This is a genomic window from Wolbachia endosymbiont (group B) of Chesias legatella (assembly GCF_964026945.1).
GTDB lineage: Bacteria > Pseudomonadota > Alphaproteobacteria > Rickettsiales > Anaplasmataceae > Wolbachia.
On record NZ_OZ034711.1, the window covers coordinates 151,254 to 172,438 of the forward strand.

At 34.0% G+C, this 21,185-nt stretch carries 25 protein-coding genes, 1 tRNA gene and 1 other RNA gene; 20 read left to right on the plus strand and 7 right to left on the minus strand.

Annotated elements, in window-relative coordinates; translation table 11 throughout:
- Window positions 1–269: 269 nt before the first annotated feature.
- The 9 genes from AAGD65_RS00750 to dnaN all read left to right on the plus strand — a co-directional run bounded on the left by AAGD65_RS00750 (window position 270) and on the right by dnaN (window position 7,370).
- A complete protein-coding gene (locus AAGD65_RS00750; protein ID WP_264730335.1) occupies window positions 270–566 on the plus strand; it encodes a transposase in 297 nt (98 codons plus the stop codon).
- 193 nt (window positions 567–759) lie between these two features.
- Window positions 760–999 carry a transposase gene (locus tag AAGD65_RS00755; protein ID WP_264682682.1) on the plus strand — a complete coding sequence of 80 codons (240 nt, stop codon included), beginning with the start codon at window positions 760–762 and terminating at the stop codon, window positions 997–999.
- Between the two features lie 362 nt (window positions 1,000–1,361).
- Window positions 1,362–1,460, plus strand: an RNA gene (gene ffs / locus AAGD65_RS00760) — signal recognition particle sRNA small type.
- A gap of 16 nt (window positions 1,461–1,476) precedes the next feature.
- The gene (gene dnaX / locus AAGD65_RS00765; protein ID WP_264682920.1) at window positions 1,477–3,060 is read left to right on the plus strand and encodes a DNA polymerase III subunit gamma/tau; all 1,584 of its coding nucleotides are present in this window, start codon (window positions 1,477–1,479) and stop codon (window positions 3,058–3,060) included.
- A gap of 21 nt (window positions 3,061–3,081) precedes the next feature.
- Window positions 3,082–3,396 (plus strand): YbaB/EbfC family nucleoid-associated protein, encoded by a 315-nt coding sequence (locus AAGD65_RS00770; RefSeq protein ID WP_007302329.1) that lies wholly within the window; start codon window positions 3,082–3,084, stop codon window positions 3,394–3,396.
- Between the two features lie 375 nt (window positions 3,397–3,771).
- Entirely contained in the window at window positions 3,772–4,440 is a 669-nt protein-coding gene (locus AAGD65_RS00775; RefSeq protein WP_264682921.1) for a P44/Msp2 family outer membrane protein, read from the plus strand.
- A 283-nt stretch (window positions 4,441–4,723) separates the two neighbouring features.
- Complete coding sequence (locus AAGD65_RS00780; RefSeq protein WP_264682922.1) at window positions 4,724–5,617, plus strand: RNA polymerase factor sigma-32; 894 nt, start codon at window positions 4,724–4,726, stop codon at window positions 5,615–5,617.
- Window positions 5,610–6,107, plus strand: coding sequence for an invasion associated locus B family protein (locus tag AAGD65_RS00785; RefSeq protein ID WP_019078627.1), 498 nt, complete (start codon window positions 5,610–5,612; stop codon window positions 6,105–6,107). Before AAGD65_RS00780 ends, AAGD65_RS00785 begins: the two co-directional genes overlap by 8 nt.
- A gap of 111 nt (window positions 6,108–6,218) precedes the next feature.
- Window positions 6,219–7,370 carry a DNA polymerase III subunit beta gene (dnaN, locus tag AAGD65_RS00790; protein ID WP_264682923.1) on the plus strand — a complete coding sequence of 384 codons (1,152 nt, stop codon included), beginning with the start codon at window positions 6,219–6,221 and terminating at the stop codon, window positions 7,368–7,370.
- 1 nt (window position 7,371) lies between these two features.
- Here dnaN and truA read toward each other — a convergent pair whose 3' ends face one another.
- The gene (gene truA / locus AAGD65_RS00795; protein ID WP_264683385.1) at window positions 7,372–8,100 is read right to left on the minus strand and encodes a tRNA pseudouridine(38-40) synthase TruA; all 729 of its coding nucleotides are present in this window, start codon (window positions 8,098–8,100) and stop codon (window positions 7,372–7,374) included.
- Between the two features lie 28 nt (window positions 8,101–8,128).
- Between truA and AAGD65_RS00800 the strand changes: the two genes are divergently transcribed.
- From AAGD65_RS00800 to recA, 3 genes are all read left to right on the plus strand, one after another.
- Window positions 8,129–8,476 carry a transposase gene (locus AAGD65_RS00800; RefSeq protein ID WP_264336399.1) on the plus strand — a complete coding sequence of 116 codons (348 nt, stop codon included), beginning with the start codon at window positions 8,129–8,131 and terminating at the stop codon, window positions 8,474–8,476.
- Between the two features lie 28 nt (window positions 8,477–8,504).
- Window positions 8,505–8,987: an IS630 family transposase gene (locus AAGD65_RS00805; protein ID WP_252154099.1), complete on the plus strand. Its 483-nt coding sequence runs from the start codon at window positions 8,505–8,507 to the stop codon at window positions 8,985–8,987.
- A gap of 157 nt (window positions 8,988–9,144) precedes the next feature.
- A complete protein-coding gene (recA, locus tag AAGD65_RS00810; protein ID WP_264376085.1) occupies window positions 9,145–10,212 on the plus strand; it encodes a recombinase RecA in 1,068 nt (355 codons plus the stop codon).
- 34 nt (window positions 10,213–10,246) lie between these two features.
- Here recA and pth read toward each other — a convergent pair whose 3' ends face one another.
- The gene (gene pth / locus AAGD65_RS00815) at window positions 10,247–10,810 is read right to left on the minus strand and encodes an aminoacyl-tRNA hydrolase (RefSeq protein ID WP_264682924.1); all 564 of its coding nucleotides are present in this window, start codon (window positions 10,808–10,810) and stop codon (window positions 10,247–10,249) included.
- A complete protein-coding gene (locus AAGD65_RS00820) occupies window positions 10,810–11,421 on the minus strand; it encodes a 50S ribosomal protein L25/general stress protein Ctc (protein ID WP_007302321.1) in 612 nt (203 codons plus the stop codon). Before AAGD65_RS00820 ends, pth begins: the two co-directional genes overlap by 1 nt.
- 142 nt (window positions 11,422–11,563) lie before the next feature.
- Here AAGD65_RS00820 and AAGD65_RS00825 point away from each other — a divergent pair, with 142 nt between their 5' ends.
- Window positions 11,564–11,863 (plus strand): ETC complex I subunit, encoded by a 300-nt coding sequence (locus tag AAGD65_RS00825; protein ID WP_264682925.1) that lies wholly within the window; start codon window positions 11,564–11,566, stop codon window positions 11,861–11,863.
- 319 nt (window positions 11,864–12,182) lie between these two features.
- On the opposite strand, the gene rsmH is transcribed toward AAGD65_RS00825, so the two are convergent.
- A complete protein-coding gene (gene rsmH / locus AAGD65_RS00830; RefSeq protein WP_264682926.1) occupies window positions 12,183–13,067 on the minus strand; it encodes a 16S rRNA (cytosine(1402)-N(4))-methyltransferase RsmH in 885 nt (294 codons plus the stop codon).
- A 205-nt stretch (window positions 13,068–13,272) separates the two neighbouring features.
- On the opposite strand from rsmH, the gene AAGD65_RS00835 reads away from it, so the two are divergent.
- Window positions 13,273–14,484, plus strand: coding sequence for an MFS transporter (locus AAGD65_RS00835; RefSeq protein WP_264682927.1), 1,212 nt, complete (start codon window positions 13,273–13,275; stop codon window positions 14,482–14,484).
- A 30-nt stretch (window positions 14,485–14,514) separates the two neighbouring features.
- On the opposite strand, the gene map is transcribed toward AAGD65_RS00835, so the two are convergent.
- The gene (gene map, locus AAGD65_RS00840; RefSeq protein WP_010403864.1) at window positions 14,515–15,297 is read right to left on the minus strand and encodes a type I methionyl aminopeptidase; all 783 of its coding nucleotides are present in this window, start codon (window positions 15,295–15,297) and stop codon (window positions 14,515–14,517) included.
- 307 nt (window positions 15,298–15,604) lie between these two features.
- Here map and cutA point away from each other — a divergent pair, with 307 nt between their 5' ends.
- From cutA to AAGD65_RS00855, 3 genes are all read left to right on the plus strand, one after another.
- Window positions 15,605–15,940, plus strand: a complete 336-nt coding sequence (gene cutA / locus AAGD65_RS00845) for a divalent-cation tolerance protein CutA (RefSeq protein ID WP_264682928.1) — start codon at window positions 15,605–15,607, stop codon at window positions 15,938–15,940.
- Window positions 15,931–16,002: transfer RNA gene (locus tag AAGD65_RS00850), tRNA-Gln, on the plus strand. The genes cutA and AAGD65_RS00850 overlap by 10 nt, the downstream gene beginning before the upstream one ends.
- A gap of 21 nt (window positions 16,003–16,023) precedes the next feature.
- Entirely contained in the window at window positions 16,024–16,569 is a 546-nt protein-coding gene (locus AAGD65_RS00855) for a hypothetical protein (protein ID WP_010402291.1), read from the plus strand.
- Here AAGD65_RS00855 and AAGD65_RS00860 read toward each other — a convergent pair.
- Window positions 16,566–16,856 (minus strand): hypothetical protein, encoded by a 291-nt coding sequence (locus AAGD65_RS00860; RefSeq protein ID WP_264682929.1) that lies wholly within the window; start codon window positions 16,854–16,856, stop codon window positions 16,566–16,568. The two genes, AAGD65_RS00855 and AAGD65_RS00860, sit on opposite strands and share 4 nt — an antisense overlap.
- A 290-nt stretch (window positions 16,857–17,146) precedes the next feature.
- On the opposite strand from AAGD65_RS00860, the gene AAGD65_RS00865 reads away from it, so the two are divergent.
- Together AAGD65_RS00865 and AAGD65_RS00870 are read left to right on the plus strand one after the other, a co-directional pair.
- Window positions 17,147–17,494, plus strand: coding sequence for a transposase (locus AAGD65_RS00865; protein ID WP_264336399.1), 348 nt, complete (start codon window positions 17,147–17,149; stop codon window positions 17,492–17,494).
- 28 nt (window positions 17,495–17,522) lie between these two features.
- Complete coding sequence (locus AAGD65_RS00870; protein ID WP_252154099.1) at window positions 17,523–18,005, plus strand: IS630 family transposase; 483 nt, start codon at window positions 17,523–17,525, stop codon at window positions 18,003–18,005.
- A gap of 211 nt (window positions 18,006–18,216) precedes the next feature.
- On the opposite strand, the gene dapE is transcribed toward AAGD65_RS00870, so the two are convergent.
- A complete protein-coding gene (gene dapE / locus AAGD65_RS00875) occupies window positions 18,217–19,413 on the minus strand; it encodes a succinyl-diaminopimelate desuccinylase (RefSeq protein ID WP_264682930.1) in 1,197 nt (398 codons plus the stop codon).
- A 42-nt stretch (window positions 19,414–19,455) separates the two neighbouring features.
- Here dapE and AAGD65_RS00880 point away from each other — a divergent pair, with 42 nt between their 5' ends.
- Window positions 19,456–20,712: an iron-containing alcohol dehydrogenase gene (locus tag AAGD65_RS00880; protein ID WP_007302109.1), complete on the plus strand. Its 1,257-nt coding sequence runs from the start codon at window positions 19,456–19,458 to the stop codon at window positions 20,710–20,712.
- Window positions 20,713–21,185: the final 473 nt, after the last annotated feature.

Below are 21,185 nucleotides of genomic sequence, written 5' to 3' on the forward strand. Positions count from 1 at the left end.
TTTTCTAATCTTTTTTACAGGGGGATTTTATGTCCAGAATTCCAGATATTTGACCTTTACTTTAGCTAATAAAAACCAACTGGTACCTGCGGTTTTTATAGCTACGTTTCTCAAACAAGTTTCAAATGAATAGATTTCTTGCATAACTGGAATTCAAAAGTTGATGTCATTCTAGCGCGTGACGCTAGAATCCAGTCCTTTTGTGCGAAAAACGTTGTAAAGTAACTTAGTTGGATCCCAGTGGGCTTTTTCACTGTTGAAGAAAAAATATGCCACAGAAAATGAAAGTCAGTAACCAAAACGAATATAACAAATTCCTTGAAAAAAGGGGGAATATTTTTCGTTACATCGATGAAGCTATCGAAAATTGGTATGAAAATAGTCCAAAAATGCAGGGCGGCAACTATATTTATAGTGATAAAGTTGTGATTTTGGTGCATATAATCGTTAATCTTTTTAGAATTGGCTTAAGACAAACGGTAGGGTTTGTAAAAGGATATCTGCAACAAATAGGAAAAAATTTGCAGCTATTAACAAGCATCAAAAAAAACTTAATATTAAGATAAATGATTGCAGGATTGATAAAAGCAACATGGAAAATATTGAAATTATCATAGATAGCACAAATTTACAGTAACACTCCTGGCCACAGTAAGGAAAACAGTGCAGATAGAAAGTACCGAAGCTACGAGCAAGTAAGAAAGTTACATGTTATGTTAAGTGTGAATAGTAAAAAAGCTATAGCTGCAAGATACAGTAATGGCGTCTACTCTGACCACTTGCGATTTGCTTGAAGAAGTTAATTTTCAGCACAAAATAAAAGCATTATATGCAGATAGGGCATACGATAGGCAAAAACTTTATAAATTGTGTAAGAAATACGATATAAAAACAAAAGTTCTACCAAAAAAGGATGCAGCAGAACATTCAAAAATAGATTATATGTCTGACAGAAATGCTGCTATTAGGTTAAAAAATTATACGGTGAAGATGGCATGAAAGAATGGAAAAAGAAGTAAATTATGGAAAAAGATCTTACATAGAAGGATTTTTCTCAAGGTTGAAGCAAGTATTTGTTTAGGAATAAATCTGAGATAAATCGAGAAAAAGAACTAAATGCTATTTGCTTAATAAATTCACTGATATTGGTGTGGCTAAATTTGAGATAGTTACATGAATTTACCATAAATCACCATCTCATAAAGTGTGATGCAACAAAGCCATCCCAGACTGGGATGACAGAAGAAGAGTATTTTAGGTAACAGCTGTTTACTCCAAAGTAATGTTGCAAAAGGTCTAACATATAAATTATAAGACTAATATAGAATATACCTTGCTAAAAAAAAAAAAAAGTATAACCTTTGATAAGGTATGCAGGCAAAAATTCTGTAACTTGGTCAGGTCAGAAATGAAGCAACCATATCAGAATCTTTTTGGGTTGCATACCTATTTGTACTATTTGTTTTATTCTAGGCTATGAACATAGCATTAAAATATCGTCCTAGTAGCTTTAAAGATTTAGTAGGTCAAGATATATTGGTGCGTATACTAGAAAATGCTTTTACTCTCAACAAAATTCCACAATCTATACTGCTTTCTGGTAGCAGTGGAATTGGTAAAACCACCACTGCAAGAATAATAGCTTTATGTTTGAACTGCTCATTGGGGCCAACTTTTGAACCTTGTGGATCATGTACAAGTTGTCTGGCAATAAAAAATTCAAGCCATCCAGATGTAGTTGAAATCGATGCGGCAAGTCACACTAGTGTTGAGGATGTTAGAGCGATCTTGGGAGATATTTGCTATTTACCAATAAGTTCTAAATTTAAGGTTTACATTATAGATGAAGTACACATGTTATCCAGTAATGCATTTAATGCATTACTTAAAACTCTAGAAGAACCACCATCTAGCGTAAAGTTTATTCTAGCAACTACAGAAATAAAAAAGATACCAATAACTGTTATTGCACGTTGTCAAAGGTTTGACTTACATAACATTCCTTCAGCTAAGATAATGGAGCGTTTAAATGATATTGCACAAAAAGAAAATTATTTTATTGAAAAAGAAGCATCGGAATTAATTGCGCACCACTGCAATCATTCAATGCGTAACGCTTTATTTTTGATGAATCAAGCAGTGCTATATAGCAAAGATGGTACAATATCCACTCAAAGTGTTACAGACATACTTGGTCTAGTAGATAGAAACGTTATATTTGATCTACTGGAAGCAGTATTAGATAGTGATTTACAGAAGGCTTTGTTAGTATTCGACAATGTGGTAAAAACAGCAAACCCGCTCAATATTTTTGAAGATCTGCTGCAAACAATCCAGTTAATATGCCGTTTTTTAATTACAAAAGAGATTGATACAGAATATGAGAAGAGCAGAGTAAAAGATTTGAGTGCGAAAAAGTCTTTAATATTTTTTTCGAGATTGTGGAAGGTGCTGCTTAAGGGTATTCAAGATATAAAAATTTCAACATGCAATGAGGTTGCTGCTGAAATGATGTTAATTAGCCTTTGTTATCTTTCTGATTTGCCTTCTCCGGAACAGGTGATCAAAAAAATTCTTTCACAGAATGTAGAGCAAGGAAATAGACAGGGCAGACCTGTTGCACCTTCCCCATCTGTCATCCAAGTAGCTGACTACTCGGATCCAAAAAAATATGTGGAAAAACCCCACTCTGTCATCCCAGTGCGCGACACTGGGATCCATGTGAAAAATAAACAACAAAATTACGATTTTGATAAGATTTTGCAACTATTAAGGCGGAGTAACCAAATTTATCTTTACAAACAACTGTGTAGTAATCTACAATTAATAGATTGTAAATTTGGGTATTTAAAATTAAAAGCTGTATCTAACTTGAACAATAATTTTTGTAATGACTTGAAAAGTTACTTAAATCAAGCTACTAATCAGGAGTGGGTTATTATAGTTGATACGAGTTATATGAATAGGGAAGTGAGCAATTTAAATTATGCACCTGTAGTTAAGGATATATTAAATACGTTTAAAGGTGCAAAGGTAGTTAATATAGAAAATAAGGAGTAGGTTGTGGATTTCAGTCAAATAATGAAGCAAGCGCAAGAAATGCAAAAAAAGCTTGCGGAAGCCCAAGAAAAATATATTGGAAAAGAGTTTCAAGGTATTTCTGGTGGTGGCAAAGTTTCTATATTAGTGGAAGTTATAAAAATAGGTGGCTATAAAGCTAAAAAGGTAAACATAGACTTAGAGCTTATGAGAAATGAAGAAAAAGACATAGTAGAAGATTTAGTGACAGCAGCGTTTAATGATGCCATTAAAAAAGCAGAAGAAGATATGGCAAATGCAACCTCTGATCTTGCAGGTATGATGGGGTTACCACCTGGATTTAAACTCCCTTTTTGAATTTATTTCTATACTACTGAAATTTCTTTTAGTGTAAGTATTTTTTTTCTAATATTTCCAACGCTAGTACTTTTTCATATAATGCACCTATAGCTAGCACAGCCCTACGTCATACCGCCGCGGTATAGATTCCGCTAACAAGTAGCGGAATGACGAGGTCTTTCGATAGTAAATCTTACCTATGTTAGCTATACCAAAAAATCAAGAGTAAAAAAAGTAGAGTAACTCTATTTATTAATTAATAAAATCTTTGTATTTTCCTAAAAGTTAGTTAAGATACAGAAGGTTTTGTGTTATTAAGTTAGCACTTGACTTAACTTTAGTTATTATTTAGACTGCTAAAGTGGAATTTTAATTTTTTTAACGAGGGCAATTATGCATTATAAAAAGTTTTTTTCGGCAGCTGCTTTAGTGACGTTGCTAAGCCTATCAAACTCTGCTTTTTCATCAGACCCTATTGGTCCAATAAGTGATGAAGAAACTAGCTACTATGTTCGTTTACAATACAACGGTGAAATTTTACCTCTTTATACAAAAGTTGATGGTATTACACATACATCAGGTAAAAGTCCCTTAAAAGCATCTTTTCTAGCTGGTGGTGGTGCATTTGGTTATAAAATGGATGACATTAGAGTTGATGTTGAAGGGCTTTACTCACAATTGGCTAAAGATGCAACTGTAGTATCTGATGACAAGGCTGCAGATAGTGTAACAGCATTTTCAGGATTGGTTAACGTTTATTACGATATAGCGATTGAAGATATGCCTATCACTCCATACGTTGGTGTTGGTGTTGGTGCAGCATATATCAGCAATCCTTCAAAAGCTGATGCAGTTAAAGAGCAAAAAGAATTTGGTTTTGCTTATCAAGCAAAAGCTGGTGTTAGTTATGATGTAACCCCAGAAATCAAACTCTTTGCTGGAGCTCGTTACTTCGGTTCTTATGGTGCTAGTTTTGATAAGGCAAATAAGGATGATACTGGTATCAAAAATGTTCTTTACAGCACTGTTGGTGCAGAAGCTGGAGTAGCGTTTAATTTCTAGTCTATCTTTGTCTTATTATCCCAGTGGGTTTTTCTTGTCATTCAAGTAGCATGACACTGGGATCTAGAAAAAAGAAATGTGAATTCCAGTGTTTGAGCACTGGAATAACACATTATTTATTTAATGTAGTTTTTATCGTTACACGCTGGCAATTTTAATTCTACATTTAGGTAGCTGTTGTTAAGATCTCAACTAGATATAAAGTTATGCTTTTTTAATTAAAGCTTGAATTTTTCACTGAAAATCAATATATTATATGTATAGAGTTTTAATTTAAGTTATTATGTTGACCCCAGTAGCAAATTTATGTGTTAATAGTAGCACTAATCTCATGCAATATATTGCTGAAGTGCGAAAATTTCCTATGCTTTCCCAAGAAGAGGAAGTGCGATTAGCAAAAAATTGGCAAGAATACCAGGATATTTCTTCTGCTCACAGGTTGATTACTAGCCATTTGAATTTGGTAGTAAAAATTGCAATGAAATTTAAGAATTACGGTCTATTGTTGATGGACCTGGTCATGGAAGGAAATATGGGTTTAATGCATGCAGTGAAAAAGTTCAATCCTAACTTGGGATTTCGTTTTTCAACTTATGCAGTATGGTGGATTGAAGCTTCAATGAAAGACTTTATATTAAAATCTTGGTCACTTGTAAAAATAGGTACAACGCAAGCACAAAGGAGATTGTTTTTTAGTTTACGTAAAATAAAAAAAAGAATTTTACAATACACAAACAGAGAAACTTTGAGTAAAGAAGAAATAAAAGCAATATCAAATGAGCTTTCTGTATCTGAAGAAGATGTTGTACAGATGAGCTATCGTCTGGCTTGTAAGGATCAGTCGTTAAATAATTGTATAAAAATAGGTGAAGACTCTAAAAAGGAATTACAAGATATGATTCCGTGTAATTTAGTTAGTCAAGAAGTAGCTTACCAGAATCATGAAGAAAAGGCATTAAAAGAAACAATCTTAAGCAATGCATTAGCAAGTCTTAATGAAAGATCAAGAGACATTTTCATTAGCAGATATTTGTCTGAGAATACTCAGACTTTGGATGAGCTTAGCAAAAAATATTGTGTTTCAAGAGAAAGAATAAGACAGCTGGCTGAGCAAGCGATGAGTAAGGTAAAACAACATATAAAATCAGAGAGTTTGAAATTCGGTTTACATGCGTAGTCTTTTCGTATTTCTAATATTTCTTTCAATAGACACTCTTGCATCGGTTAGTAATGTACAACTGAGCGAAAAATATAAAGACTGGTTTGTGTATACTGCATTGGAAGATGGTGAAAAAGTGTGTTATATTGTATCTCATCCTAAGAAAAAAAGTGAACATTATACAGCCGATCGCAAGCCGTATGTAATGGTCAGTTACGTTGATAAAAAAGCAGATGAGGTGAGCGTCACTTCTGGCTTTCAGTATAATAATGAGCCTGTAGTTCTCAATATCGATAAAAAAATTAAATATCAATTGCCAATAATACAGGGAAGTCTTGCGTGGACAGATGATACAAAAATGGACCAAGATTTGATTCTAAAAATGAAGCAGGGATTATCAATGGTAGTTAATGGAAAAGTAAAAACAGCAAATGTTGATGATACTTATTCCTTGCTTGGCTTTCAAAAAGCGTACCAAAAAATGCATGACTTATGCCATACAAAGTAAATTATTGATCACTAAAGTATAAGATAGGCTGTTTTGTCTCTCAGACAAAAATATGGATATCACTTTACATAGAATATGAATATCATTTAAAATATATTTTTGAGAATTAATATGTCAAAAATTGTAGATATAGGAATCAAAGAACAAAGTTCTGTGTGTGAACAAATGCGTTTTAGTGTAAGTCGTGCAAGTCTTTTAAATACGCTATCCAGAGTGAGCGGGGTGGTTGAAAGGCGCAACGCGATAGACGTTTTAGCGTGTATAAATATCAAAGCACAACATGGCAGCATAAAACTAAAGGCTACTGATCTTGACATTTCAATATTTGCCTCACTTACTGCAAATGTATCAGCAGAAGGAGAAGTGAAAATCTCAGCACATACTTTACATGACATAGTGAAAAAATTGCCAACTAATTTGGATGTCAATTTCGAAATGAATAATCAAGGAAAATTATTGATATCCTGTGGAAATGCAAATTTTTCTTTACCGAACGTAGTTTCAAATAACTTCCCTGTTCTGGAAGAAGGTGATCATCAATACGATTTCACTCTACTAAGTGCAGATTTGGTAGACTTATTGACTAAAACGAAGTTTGCTGTGTCGCTGGATGATACAAGGTATAATTTAAACGGGATATATCTGCATACAGATGAGCAATTTCTGTACTGCGTTGCAACTGATGGCCACCGTTTATCATGTATAAAAAGGCCTAAACCTGAAGATATCAACGGAGAATTTGGGGTGATCATTCCACGTAAAACTATCATGGAACTGTTGAAAGTATTGGGTGATTGTAATGAGATAAATATAAAACTTTCAGATAGAAAAATCAAATTTACATGTGGTGAGTATATTCTAATATCAAAATTGATAGATGGGACTTTTCCAGATTACAAAGCTGTCATTCCAACGTCTCAAGATAAACAAATGATTGTTGAGAGTAGTAAGCTTGCTAGCGTTATAGATCGGGTTTCTGTTGTTGTGTCCGATAAAATAAAATCCATTAAATTTTCATTGCAAAAGAATTTATTAACTCTGCATTCAAACTCTCAAGAGTGTAGTGATGCAACTGAGTCTATAGAGGTGGATTACGATGGAGCTCTTATGGAAGTAGGATTTAATTCTCGTTATTTGCTTGATGCTTTATCTTGTATAAAAAACAAATGTAAGGTCAGCCTATCAGATGGTAATAGCGCTACAATTATCACTGATGAAGATGATCCAAGTGCACTATATATAGTAATGCCAATGAGGACTTAAGCTAGTAATCTATCTTTACTAAGTATAAGCCGTGAGGCGGCGCAGTGACCCCAGCGGCGTTTCTTTTGCATTGACTTAATATATTTAACATTTCTTGTGGATTAGTTCTATTTTTTCCAAATTCAACTAAAGTGCCAACAATAATCCTCACTTGGTTATGCAAAAAGGAAATCGCAGATATTTTGATGTATATGTGACTTCCATTTTGTACTATATCAATATCATCGATTGTTCTGACCGGATTTGTAGCTTGACAATCTTTTGAGCGGAAGCTTGAAAGATTATGTTTTCCAAGCAGGTGTCTAGCAGCTTCACGCATGATGTTTACGTCAAGTGGGTTAAATACTTGCCACACATAACCGATTTCCAGAGCTGCAGGAGCGTAGCGATTAATTATTCTATATTCATAATATCTTTTTTTTGCTGAAAATCGCGCATGAAATGCATCATCTACGGCTTCTGCACTAAGCACAACTATAGGAATAGCTTTTAAGTGATAGTTTATTCCATTTCTTATTCTGTAAAGCTCAAATTGCCTTTCCATATTGAAATGAGCAACTTGCCCTAAAGCATGAACCCCTGTGTCAGTTCTGCCACCACAATGCAAAGAGACTCTCTCGCCACTGAAATTAAATATAGCGTTTTCTATGGTTTCCTGAATTGAGTTAGCAGAGTGTTGTTGCTTTTGCCAGCCAGAGAAACCACTATAGTATTTCCTAAAGTAAATGATAAAGGTATAATGAAGTATTTGAGTTATAATGGCATATAGTGTGGATTTAAGGGAAAAGGCAGTATTGATGATAGAAAAAGGGAAGACAAAGGTTGAGATAGCAGAGCTCATGGAGATAGGAATAGCAACTCTGTACCGCTGGTTAAAAAAGAAAGCTGCTGGTGAAAGCCTAAAGCCATCTAAAAACGGTAGCTTTATTCGAAAAATAGACCCAAAAATACTCGAAGAATATGTTACAAAGAATCCAGATCATACTCTGGCAGAGATGAAACAAAATCTTGGATTTGGAATAAATTCAATTTGGTATAGACTAAAACAGCTAAAAATTACTTTAAAAAAAAGTCACACTATATCAAGAGCGCAATCAAGAAGATAGGCAGCAATTTATTGATAAAATCTCAAAAATAGACCATTCCAGCATCTTATATATAGATGAAGCAGGAGTTGATAATAAGTTATACCGAGAATATGGACGTGCTCCAAGAGGAAAGAAAATTTATGCAGATATTCCAGGGAGAACTCGAGAGAGAATCAGTATAGTAGCCGGGTGGATTGGAATGAGATTTATTGCACCAATGACTTTCAAAGGTGGGTGTGACAAAGAGGTATTCAATATATGGTTGGAGAAGATGTTATTACCTAAATTGCCACTTGGCACAACCATAGTTATGGATAATGCTACATTTCATAAGACCACTAAAACAAAATCATTAATAGAGTCTTTTGGCTGTCATGTGCTGTATCTTCCAACATATTCACCAGATTTGAATCCCATAGAACACTGTTGGCATACCATCAAAAGCCGCCTCAGACCTCTAATGTATAAATGTACAGACTTACAACTTTTGGTTGGTAATACCATAATGGAAATTTATCATTCATTTTAGAAAATACTATACCATTGTATTCTATCGTTATTTTGTATCGCACTACAAAGTCTATCTATCTAATTTTAGGTAACTAACGTTCTTCGTTATTAAAAAACCCTTGGCAGATTGGTTGCGTTCAATTACCATGGAGACTATACAAGTTAATAAATGATCCATGGCACATAATCCAGAAGAAAGAAATAATGATAAGCAAAAAGCACTAGATAATGCAATAAGTCAAATTGAAAAAGCATTCGGTAAAGGTGCAATAATGAAGCTAAAGCAAAACCCTGTAGAAAAAATAGACACGATATCTACAGGGTCGATTGCACTTGATTCAGCTCTGGGTGTTGGGGGATTGCCAAAAGGACGTATAATTGAGATATTTGGCCCTGAGAGTTCTGGTAAAACTACTCTTGCTTTGCATGTAATTGCTGAAGCACAGAAAAAAGGAGGATTATGTGCATTTATCGATGCGGAGCACGCACTGGATGTTATATATGCTCGTAAACTTGGAGTGAAAACTGATGATTTGGTAATTTCACAACCAGACACTGGAGAGCAGGCATTGCATATTGTTGAGTATTTAGTGTGTTCTAGTGCAGTTGATGTAATAGTTATTGATTCTGTTGCAGCACTAACTCCAAGAGCTGAAATTGAAGGGGATATGGGCGATCAGCACATGGGATTGCAAGCAAGGCTTCTAAGCCATGGACTCAGGAAACTAACTTCTGTAGTTTCAAAAGCAAACTGTATATTGATATTTATCAACCAAATCCGTATGAAAATAGGAGTAGTATATGGAAATCCTGAAACTACCACCGGTGGAAATGCGTTAAAATTCTATACTTCTATAAGACTTGATATAAGAAAAGTTGGTGCGATAAAGGATAAAGAGAATATCACGGGCAATGAAACGAGAGTTAAAGTCGTAAAAAATAAAGTCGCTCCTCCATTTAGAGAGGCAAAATTTGATATAATGTATAATGAAGGCATATCAAAACTTGGGGAAATAATAGATATAGGAGCAAAACTTGGTGTCCTTGAAAAGGCAGGTGCTTATTATTCATATAACAATACGCGTCTTGGCCAAGGAAGAGAAAATGTAAAAAGTTACCTCAAGGCAAACAAAGAAATTGCAAATGAAATAGAAACAAAAATCAGAGATTTATTTAAAAATCACGATAACTCTATTGCAATAGAAGAGGAGCGTGAACAACTTCTAGAAGAATCAGTATTCTAATCTAGATTAGTTTGTATTGGGCAGTATTCGTTTGCTATACTAAAGTTTCACTCTCAACCGAGTTGATGAAAGCTGCGTTATCTCCTTGCAGCATTAGGTGTATATTTTTTGCTATTTTTTCCACTAAGAGGATAACGTTATCAAAATTTTCAAATTTTGATAACACATAGTCTGCTAAGCTTTTCTGACCTTCAGGCCTGCCTACTCCAAATCTTAAACGCCAATAATCATTACCAATAAAGCTATCTATAGACTTAAGTCCATTGTGTCCAGCAGAACTACCACCTTTTTTTACTTTTATTCTTCCAAATTTCAAGTCAGCATCATCATGTATGACAACAATATTGTCTAGCGATAATTTGTAAAAATTTTTTATTTTTGCAACAGGAATACCTGAATTATTCATAAACGAATAAGGCTTTATTAGCATAACTTTATTATTGTTAATTATGCCAGAGGTTATCAAGTAATCGGCTTTCTTAGAAAATGACTGAAAATTCCAATATTTGTAGATTGCGTCAATAACGATAAAACCAATATTATGATGAGTTAACTCATATTGACTACCAGGATTACCAAGCCCAGCTATTAAATGCACTACTCCTCTGTTTTTGTTTGAGTCTCTTCAACATCACTATCGGCAGCAGAGATTGTTACAATGGTGAAATTTTCTTCCTCATGAGCTACAAATTTAACACCTTCTGGCAATTTTACATCATTGATATGTATAGACTGACCAATCATTTTGCCAGACAAATCAATTTCTATGACTTGAGGTATTTTCTCAGGAGAGCATTTGACAGTAATAGAACGACACAGAACATTAAGCACTCCACCTAATTTGATTCCTGGTGATTTACTTTCATTGATGAATGATAAAGGTATATCTATTTTAATTTCACTACCTTTATCAACAAACTGAAAATCAACATGTTGCACAGTATCCTTTACTACATGCCATTGAATATCACGAACAAGAGCATATTCTTTTTTCCCTGAAATATCTAGTTCTATTAAATGTGCAGAAAGAGCACCTGATTTATATTGTTTAGTAAATTCCTTTGCAGACAATGTCAAATTTACGTTATCATGCCCTTTACCATATATAACTGCAGGTATACTTCCCTTCTCCCTCAGAGCCTGCATCGCTTTCTTTTTTTTTACATCACGTAACTCTGCATTAATTGTTACCATTTCTTGCTGTGCCATCGATTACTCCTATTCAGCTAATCCTTTTTATATAATTTAATAATATAACATAAAAATATTTATTTCAAACTTCATTCTTTCACACTAATTCTTTGTGGAAAAATTTATTTAGATATATACTTAAGATTACGTAGTAAGAGCTATGAGTATTAACGATCAAGTAGTTTTTAAGATTTATAAGCCAACAAAAACTGCAACACAATCTGGCTTAGGTAATACAAAATTCTGGCACCTAAAAATTGAGCCTTGTTCTTACTATATTGAACCTTTGATGGGATGGGTTGGCTCAAAAGATCCCCAAAAACAGATTGTATTAAAGTTTGATTATCTTGAAAAAGCAGTATCTTACGCAAAAAAACATAACACAAAATACATAATTGAAATGCCAAAAGATGTGAAAAGACTGCCAAAATCTTATGCAAATAATTTCGTATCAAAGTAAGTTTTATCGTAGTGTGTTTATCTAAAAACCTAAACCTAATCGTTACTATGATTTTGCTAACACACTAAGGTCATTTAGATAGTCGAACCTGGCTAGCTAGTATCAAAGAGTTATTTTTTAGGTATTTCTCCGTAAGACTGCAAGTTTTTTTGGATTACTCAAATAACTTCATTCTGCTTGAAGAACTTTTATGTTGCTTTGCACTAAATTAATTTCACGTTTTATTTGTGTTAGCTATTTATTTAGTGAGTGGACATGTAATTTTACCTTAAATAACCCTATAATAAAAACATAGTTATTGAAATAATAGAGAAGGTTCTCATGACAACCTCTGTATAGCTCTTAATTTTGCTGAACGCGCACGCGGATTTGCATTTATTTCTTCCGCACTTGCTTTAATCACTTTTTTGTTTAAAAGGGAGAATGTCTTTGTAGGTCCTGGTTCACACAAATCTTTAAAAAGGGTTTTAACTATACGATCTTCTAGAGAATGAAAGGTAACTACAATTAATTTGCCGTTTTCACTTAAAATCTCAGATGCAGCTTTAATACCCTTTTCAAGCTCTCCTAGCTCATCATTTACCCATATTCTGATTGCCTGAAATGTCCTAGTTGCAGGGTCAATCTTGCTTTTTCCACGAAACACTACAGAACGTACAATATCCGCAAGTTCAAATGTAGTTTTGATAATTTTCTTCTTCCGCGCATTTACTATCGCTCTTGCGATTTTACGAGAATGACGCTCACCCCCATAATTATATATAGTGTTTGCAATCTCTTCTTCACGTAAAGCGTTAACAAATGTCGAAGCATTCATATGAGAATAGTTATCCATGCTCATGTTAAGTGGGCCATCACGTAGAAATGAGAATCCTCTATCTCCATTATCAAGCTGCATAGATGAAACTCCAACGTCGAAAACTATTCCATTGATACCTTTAATATTATTACTATCTAATAAATCTTTGATATTACTAAACTTTTCAATAAATAACTTTATTCTATTAGGGTATTTAACATTTAGATCATCATAAAATTTGGTAACTGTTTCATCCCTATCAATTGCATACACTTTGCAATCAGCGGATTCCAATATTGCTTTGCTATATCCTCCAGCTCCAAACGTGGCATCCACATATATACCACCACTGTGTGGTGACAATTGCAGTAGCATCTCTTTTAACAAAACTGGAATATGTGTCATATCAAGAGACTTTGTGCACTTAAATTAAAATAACTTTCTCGCCAAAAAATATATGGAAATATATAGGTATAGTATAAGAATATTTAAATATAATCAACGATATAAAAATTTAATAAGATAATATTATTAATATAACATTTACATAATTCACGTTTGAAAAAGTAAGTAATATTACTATAATATCAAACAAATTACGGAAGATTTCGTGCAACAAATAACAAAAGTAATACTATCAAGTTTAATTTGTAACACTTTATTGTGGTATGATCACATGCTTTTCAGCCATCTAATAAGCATAATCGGAGATGTGTTTTTTCCATCAGACGACAAATTAGTCAGCATACTTAAAGCTTTTGGAGTATTTGCAGTGGGTTTCTTAATAAGACCAATTGGTGCTGCTATATTTGGCCACATTGGCGATAAATATGGAAGAAGGATTGCTCTCTTTCTCTCTATTATATTGATGACTCTATCAACTGTACTCATTGCCTTTGTTCCGGGTTATCAAAAAATTGGAGTACTAGCATCAATACTGGTGGTATGTTTAAGATTATTGCAGGGTATATCTCTTGGAGGAGAGGCAGGAAATGCGCCATTTTTAATAGAGCATGCTCCTAAGAATAAAAGAGGATTTTTTGGCAGCATTGAAGTTTTAAGCGCAATTCTTGGTTCAATATTGAGTCTGATAGTAGTGCTCATATGTAAGGAGGTATCCGATTTTGAATCTTGGGGATGGAGATTGCCTTTTATTTTCAGTTTTGTAATAGGATTAATCAGTATATATATGAGATATATACTCGATGAAAGCCCAGAATATAAAAAGCAGGAAAAGCCACATGAATTACCGTTAAAAGAACTGTTAAATGGCTATAAAAAACCTTTTCTAATATCAATTGGAGTTGACATAGTTGAGAATGCATCTCTTTACATATATTTAGTGTTTTTTAATCTACTTGCATCAACAATAAACACTCACTTTAATCACGCAGTAGAAATATTGAATCAGGTTGCACTTGGAGGATTGACTATACTATTTGCAATACTTTCTGATAAGGTAGGGAGAGAAAGAGTCATGAAATTTGCATTTGTGACTTTTATAGTAGTAAGTTATCCAGTTTTTTCAATGATACTAAGTGGTAATAATTTGCTCACCATAATGGCGCACGTTCTTTTTATAATCCCAATAGCTGCTTCTCTTGGTCCTGTTAGCGCGTTTATGTGCGAATTATTCCCAATAAAGGTACGATACAGTGGATTTGGTTTATCAAGAAATATAGCTTCGGGATTTTTTGGTGGTCTTGCACCATTTATATGCACAACTATTATCAAAGTTACAGGACAAGGAACCTTAGCAAGTTTTTACATGATTTTCTGTGCACTAATTGGGTTAGTTGCTATATCACAAGTTAAGAGTTAGATTTTTTCAAAAACCAAGTGTTTAAAAAATCTAATCATAAGGTGGAAAATGCCAATTTTTAGGTGATAGTGTAAATATTTCAACTCCATCTTTTGTGACTCCAAGCGTATGCTCAAACTGTGCAGAAAGTGAAAGATCACGTGTTGTCACTGTCCAGCCATCTAGCTTGCTGAGCAGAGTTTCATGTTTTCCAGCATTGATCATTGGTTCTACCGTAAAAAACATGCCTTCTTTTAAGATAAGATCCTCACCTTCATCATAAAAATGTACAACATTTGGTGGAGCATGAAAAACCTTTCCTATGCCATGTCCACAATAATTGCGTACGATAGAATATCCAAAATCTTCAATATATTTTTCTATAGCAAATCCTATTTCATTTAACTTATTGCCGGGCTTAACTTGTTTTATCGCTTCCATTAGCGCATTGTAGGCAGCATTACACAAACGCTTTGCTTTTATTGAGGGTTTACCGGTCCAAAACATGCGACTTGTATCACCATACCAGCCATTTAAAATCACTGTAACGTCAATATTTAAAATATCTCCATCTTTAAGAGGTTTATCATCAGGAATACCATGACATACAACAGCATTTTTCGAAGTACAAATTGATTTCGGATATCCCTTATAATTCAGTGGTGCTGGAATTGCACCTGCATTGATTATAAAATCATGACATAGATCATTTAATTCATTAGTTGTTACGCCTACTTTGACGTATGGTGCAATAAAATCAAGGGTTTCAGCTGCAAGCCTGCCAGCTTTACGCATAAAGTCAAAATCTTCTTGTGAATGTATAGTTATGTTCATATTTTCCATTTCTTATTATAATTCACATCTTGCATAGTAGATAATGTCATTCCACTGCTTGACACATAATTGTACGAATATTGAATGCAAAAGTACAAAAAATAGTGTCATCAGAATGCCTTTTTTTCCTGTCATCCCAGTGTCACGCACTGGGATGACAAGAGGAGAACTACTGGGATGACAAGGGGAGAGCTACTAAATGACATCTTCAATTTCTGTGTGTCAAGCACTGAAGAGGTCTCTCCTATTTTTTCTTGATGAATAAATCTAAGTAGAGTATAGTAAAAATGCATTTATGTAGCGGTTAATGAGCAATTTAGTTTTGGTCTATATAACTTTTTCAAACTTGAAAGAGGCTAAGGCTATTTCTGAAGAATTGTTAAACGAGAAGTTAATTGTGTGTGTAAATATATTTCCTGAAGTAAATTCTCTGTATTTATGGGAAGGTAAAATTAATAGTAATTGTGAAGTAGTGGCAATTATGAAAAGTAGGAATGATCAGGCTGATAAGATTGTAGAAAAAATCGAGGCAATGCATTCTTATGATCAACCAGCTGTTGTGATAATACCCATAGGAAAAGCGAATAAATCTTTTACTAATTGGGTTAATAATGTTATTGATATAAACAATATTGGGGTGTAGCCAAGTGGTAAGGCAGCGGTTTTTGATACCGCCACGCGAAGGTTCGAATCCTTCCACCCCAGCTTTATTGAAGTGTGCGTGAAATGATATCACTTTTTTATAAATTAAGGTTATTTAATTACATACTGGGCAGTTTGAAAGATATAGTTGTCAAGCTATTTCTTTTCACTTTGTATCTTTATACATCGAGCATTATGCTCATGTTTCTCACCAATGGTTTTTGGTATACTGTAGAGTTTAGCTCTTTCAAAAATGCATTTTACCATTTGTATCAATATTTAAAATGGTATTATGAAAATAGAGATGATTTGGGTTATGGAGTTTCTATTAGAATATTAGTAGCGTTTCTTACTCCGCATTTTCTCTACAAATTATTTTCTGGCACAGGCTGGAAGTCTTTTTTCAAGGAGAAGATAGTTCAGATACTCAGCACAAGAAGAAAAATGAGTAATAAACCAAATGGCAGTAGTTATGGTTATAGTAATAAGAACAGTTACGGTAACAATAATCTTCAAGAGGCAGAACGGAAAGTGAATATGATAAAGCAGCTATTAATCCAAGATATAGATGAAGCTATAGAAAAAAGATTAAATGATATTTTTCTTGGTGAGAGGGGTAAACCTCATTAAAAGGGCTTTATCTTTTTTAGAATTGGCTGTATTTTGTTTTTTACGTATAACGGATCGCAATCAGCCAGTATACATGTTTCAACAAAATCTTGACTGAAGTCTGATAGCCAGGAAATTGCTTTACGTTTCTCTACCAAGCTTTCTGTTTTTTTACAGTTACTTGCTGCATCAATCATTGCCTGTGATATCACTGATTGCCACAGTATGAAGTACCTTTGTATATCATCTAAAGTGCTATTTGCTTCGTGATGGTAAAAAAATTCTTTGAAATTGAAGTTATTTGACATTATGTACCTCTTTAAGTTGAAAATTAGAATTTGAAGTAGTGCGAAAGTTGTCTGCTGCAATGAGTAGCCTTTATGACAGTCAGACCGGGTTTTATATGAGCTATAAATGTTTAAGAAATTATATCTATTCAGATCTATGTGAAACCAGTGCTTCTTTTCTTGTTATCCGAGCTGGGATCCAGGTTGACAAAAGCGCTTTACAACGTTTTGTGTACAAAAACCAGTGTTGCATGACACTATAGTATTTCCTAAAGTAAATGATAAAGGTATAATGAAGTATTTGAGTTATAATGGCATATAGTGTGGATTTAAGGGAAAAGGCAGTATTGATGATAGAAAAAGGGAAGACAAAGGTTGAGATAGCAGAGCTCATGGAGATAGGAATAGCAACTCTGTACCGCTGGTTAAAAAAGAAAGCTGCTGGTGAAAGCCTAAAGCCATCTAAAAACGGTAGCTTTATTCGAAAAATAGACCCAAAAATACTCGAAGAATATGTTACAAAGAATCCAGATCATACTCTGGCAGAGATGAAACAAAATCTTGGATTTGGAATAAATTCAATTTGGTATAGACTAAAACAGCTAAAAATTACTTTAAAAAAAAGTCACACTATATCAAGAGCGCAATCAAGAAGATAGGCAGCAATTTATTGATAAAATCTCAAAAATAGACCATTCCAGCATCTTATATATAGATGAAGCAGGAGTTGATAATAAGTTATACCGAGAATATGGACGTGCTCCAAGAGGAAAGAAAATTTATGCAGATATTCCAGGGAGAACTCGAGAGAGAATCAGTATAGTAGCCGGGTGGATTGGAATGAGATTTATTGCACCAATGACTTTCAAAGGTGGGTGTGACAAAGAGGTATTCAATATATGGTTGGAGAAGATGTTATTACCTAAATTGCCACTTGGCACAACCATAGTTATGGATAATGCTACATTTCATAAGACCACTAAAACAAAATCATTAATAGAGTCTTTTGGCTGTCATGTGCTGTATCTTCCAACATATTCACCAGATTTGAATCCCATAGAACACTGTTGGCATACCATCAAAAGCCGCCTCAGACCTCTAATGTATAAATGTACAGACTTACAACTTTTGGTTGGTAATACCATAATGGAAATTTATCATTCATTTTAGAAAATACTATATTTGTTCTTATACCCTTTTTGTCTATCTTATTTTGTCACTCTGCTGAACAGATAATTTTCGCCAATAAGCTTTCTACTGAATTTTTGTTATTGAGCTCGCACAGATCAAAGACAAGTTTTGAGTCAAAAATACCCTTAATATTATAATAAGGGGCTGGTAAAATGTGTCTAGTAAGTTTTCTTCTCTATGCAACTGCACCTCAAGCTAATAATGGACCATCAGGCGTATTACCAATTACATTGATCTGGTTTAATATTTTATTAGTGGGGTAAAAATAATTTTTTATAAACTCCTTATATATAGCTGTTAATTTATGTATATCGTCTATTGATACGCATTCATTTACCTGATGTGCGGTTTTGTTGATCATACCAAATTCAATTACTGGACAAATATCCTTAATAAACGCAGCATCAGATGTGCCACCATTTGTACTCAGCACAGCATCAATGCCGGTAATTTTATTTATCGCATCAAGCATAATATCAGTATTTCTATCAGGAGTAGAGAGAAAAACGTTTCTGCTGCTTTGCATAGAAAGTTTATAATCGTTAGTTACACTAGAGCATATTTCATCAATCATCTTATATAAAACGTCTGGTGTTTGTGTATTGTTATATCGAATATTGAAACCTGCTGCTATTGAGCTAGGTATTAGATTATTAGTATTATTTCCAACGTCGATAGTAGTAATTTCGCAATGTGAAGGCTGAAAATATTTGTTACCAGTATCAAAAGTGGTATCTTTTATCTTACTTAGTATCGATATCATTTTATATATTGGATTATCCGCTAGTTCTGGATAGGCAACGTGCCCTTGTTTTCCATGGCAAATCAATTTAAATGTTGCAGAACCTCTTCTACCTATTTTTATGGTATCACCTAATTTCTCACTACTCGTTGGTTCTCCAACTATACAAAAATCTATCTTTTTTTGCTTGCTTTTCATCCATTCCAAAACGGCCTTTGTTCCATGTTCTTCCGTGCTTTCTTCAGCGCTGGTAATCAATGCACTGATTGAACCGCTGAATCGAAACTTACCTGCAACTGAATCTACGATAGCAGCAATAAATGCGGCTATTCCACTTTTCATATCAGCTGCTCCTCTTCCATATAGCATTCCATCTCTAATTTCTGGCTTAAATGGATCAGATATCCAATCTTTTAACTCACCTGGTGGTACAACATCAACATGTCCAGCAAAACACAAGTTTGGTACTCCATTTATATATTTCGCATAAAGATTTTTAACTTTATCACCAAACTCTAAAATCTCACATTCAAAACCACTTTTCTTGAGAATGGCTGCTATATGCTCTATTGCCCCATCGTCTTTTGGTGTTATACTTTTAAAAGAAATTAATTTCTTAGTTAGTTCTACAGGGTCAATCTTCATACCAATCTTGAAATACTAACATTACCGTATTGTAAACATTCTATGCGATATTTAAAACAAATATTACAGCACACAGAACAAGTTCTTATTAGGGAAGTTGCTGATAATATCTATGAAATATGTAGACAATATGGAAATGACATTTTTCTGATTGCAGATGAAAATACAGCAAAACTTTTAAACAAAAACATACTTAATAAAGTTTCTCATTTAATTATTCCAGCCACACCTGTCATTCCAGCGCGTGACTATGATGGATCGCAGTGTCACGCTACTTGGATGACACCAAATAGACTGAACAGAGCTGCTTCTCTCCAAGCTGTAAACCTAGTTAGAAATAAAGCAAAAGATAGTGACTTAATGGTTGCATTTGGCAGTGGCACTGTTAATGATATCTGTAAGTACGCAAGCTATTTAGAAGGCAAAGACTACATATCCTTTCCAACAGCTGCTTCCATGAATGGATATAGCTCTGCAAACGCTTCAATATTAGTTGATGGATATAAAAAATCGTTCGGAGCACATCTTCCAAAGGCAATATACATTGATACCGATATAATTGCCAACGCACCACTACGCCTCACATTAAGTGGATTTGCAGATTTCATCTGCCGTTCAACAGTACAAGCCGATTGGCTATTATCTCATCTATTACTTGGCACAGAATATAATGAACTCCCCTTTAAACTTGTTCGCAATCTGGAGGAAATTTTGCTCAGAGAACACTTGGCACTTGCTAAAAAAGATAAAAGAGTAGTTTTATTACTTATGGAAGCCTTATTGATTTCAGGACTCGGAATGGTGATGTCAAAAGGCAGTTACTCTGCAAGTCAAGGAGAACATATGATAGCTCATGCAATTGAGATGGTAACACAGGATTATTCCTCCTCGTTACATGGGGAAAAAATTGCTGTGACAACGATTACCATGGCTAACTTGCAAGAGGAGATATTGTCAATACGAAACCCGATTACCAAACCGATCACTTTAGATGTAAAACATATAACTCAGTGCTTTGGTAATACCGAATTTATAAAAATTCTAAAGCAGAAGCAAATGATGCAGCAAAAAATTCAAGAGATTATTTGCAAAGAATGGAGTAATATTTCTAGTTTAATTAAGCAAAATTTACTATCTGCAAAACACCTGCAGAAAGTATTTGAAGATCTATCAATTCCGTACTTACCGGAGCATCTTAATTGGAACAAAGAGCAATATTGCAAGGTAGTCAATCTTACATTTGCAACAAGAGATAGATTCACCTTTCTTGACCTGGCTGGTTGTATAGAAAAAAGTTAGATTTTGTGTATTCGTTCAGTAGGGTAGCAAAATAAGATAGACAAAAACACAGTAACAAATGATGTCATGCAAGTAGCTATCCAGCCTTTCTTAACAACAAAAACTTAGCATGACTTTTGTGCTCAAAAAACTTCTGGATTCCAGCATCAAGTGCTGGAATGACATGGTAAAATATTATTCAAGTAGCCTCTGTCCCAATACCTATTCGGTGTCATTCAAGTCAACTCTTTTCTTGTCATCCCAGTGCCTAGACACTGGGATCCAGAAAACTTCACTTTAAATGAGTGCATTAGATTGTCTTTATATAGATGCCAGTATCAGCTACTCGGATGAAATTCATTTAGTTGTCTTTTCTCATCTACCTTACCACTTTCTTGAACGGATACCATTAGCCATTCCCCTGAATAGATACAACAAATGTTGTATCTTTATCACTTCACATACATTATTCCATATACTATATGAATAACTGA

What these genes read in the sequence shown, in the direction of transcription:
- AAGD65_RS00750 (WP_264730335.1), top strand. Translation starts at nt 270, where the DNA reads ATGCCACAGAAAATGAAAGTCAGTAACCAAAACGAATATAACAAATTC.
- AAGD65_RS00755 (WP_264682682.1), top strand. Translation starts at nt 760, where the DNA reads ATGGCGTCTACTCTGACCACTTGCGATTTGCTTGAAGAAGTTAATTTT.
- dnaX (WP_264682920.1), top strand. Translation starts at nt 1,477, where the DNA reads ATGAACATAGCATTAAAATATCGTCCTAGTAGCTTTAAAGATTTAGTA.
- AAGD65_RS00770 (WP_007302329.1), top strand. Translation starts at nt 3,082, where the DNA reads ATGAAGCAAGCGCAAGAAATGCAAAAAAAGCTTGCGGAAGCCCAAGAA.
- AAGD65_RS00775 (WP_264682921.1), top strand. Translation starts at nt 3,772, where the DNA reads ATGCATTATAAAAAGTTTTTTTCGGCAGCTGCTTTAGTGACGTTGCTA.
- AAGD65_RS00780 (WP_264682922.1), top strand. Translation starts at nt 4,724, where the DNA reads ATGTTGACCCCAGTAGCAAATTTATGTGTTAATAGTAGCACTAATCTC.
- AAGD65_RS00785 (WP_019078627.1), top strand. Translation starts at nt 5,610, where the DNA reads ATGCGTAGTCTTTTCGTATTTCTAATATTTCTTTCAATAGACACTCTT.
- dnaN (WP_264682923.1), top strand. Translation starts at nt 6,219, where the DNA reads ATGTCAAAAATTGTAGATATAGGAATCAAAGAACAAAGTTCTGTGTGT.
- AAGD65_RS00800 (WP_264336399.1), top strand. Translation starts at nt 8,129, where the DNA reads ATGGCATATAGTGTGGATTTAAGGGAAAAGGCAGTATTGATGATAGAA.
- recA (WP_264376085.1), top strand. Translation starts at nt 9,145, where the DNA reads ATGGCACATAATCCAGAAGAAAGAAATAATGATAAGCAAAAAGCACTA.
- AAGD65_RS00820 (WP_007302321.1), bottom strand. Translation starts at nt 11,421, where the DNA reads ATGGCACAGCAAGAAATGGTAACAATTAATGCAGAGTTACGTGATGTA.
- AAGD65_RS00825 (WP_264682925.1), top strand. Translation starts at nt 11,564, where the DNA reads ATGAGTATTAACGATCAAGTAGTTTTTAAGATTTATAAGCCAACAAAA.
- rsmH (WP_264682926.1), bottom strand. Translation starts at nt 13,067, where the DNA reads ATGACACATATTCCAGTTTTGTTAAAAGAGATGCTACTGCAATTGTCA.
- map (WP_010403864.1), bottom strand. Translation starts at nt 15,297, where the DNA reads ATGAACATAACTATACATTCACAAGAAGATTTTGACTTTATGCGTAAA.
- cutA (WP_264682928.1), top strand. Translation starts at nt 15,605, where the DNA reads ATGAGCAATTTAGTTTTGGTCTATATAACTTTTTCAAACTTGAAAGAG.
- AAGD65_RS00855 (WP_010402291.1), top strand. Translation starts at nt 16,024, where the DNA reads ATGATATCACTTTTTTATAAATTAAGGTTATTTAATTACATACTGGGC.
- AAGD65_RS00860 (WP_264682929.1), bottom strand. Translation starts at nt 16,856, where the DNA reads ATGTCAAATAACTTCAATTTCAAAGAATTTTTTTACCATCACGAAGCA.
- AAGD65_RS00865 (WP_264336399.1), top strand. Translation starts at nt 17,147, where the DNA reads ATGGCATATAGTGTGGATTTAAGGGAAAAGGCAGTATTGATGATAGAA.
- dapE (WP_264682930.1), bottom strand. Translation starts at nt 19,413, where the DNA reads ATGAAGATTGACCCTGTAGAACTAACTAAGAAATTAATTTCTTTTAAA.
- AAGD65_RS00880 (WP_007302109.1), top strand. Translation starts at nt 19,456, where the DNA reads ATGCGATATTTAAAACAAATATTACAGCACACAGAACAAGTTCTTATT.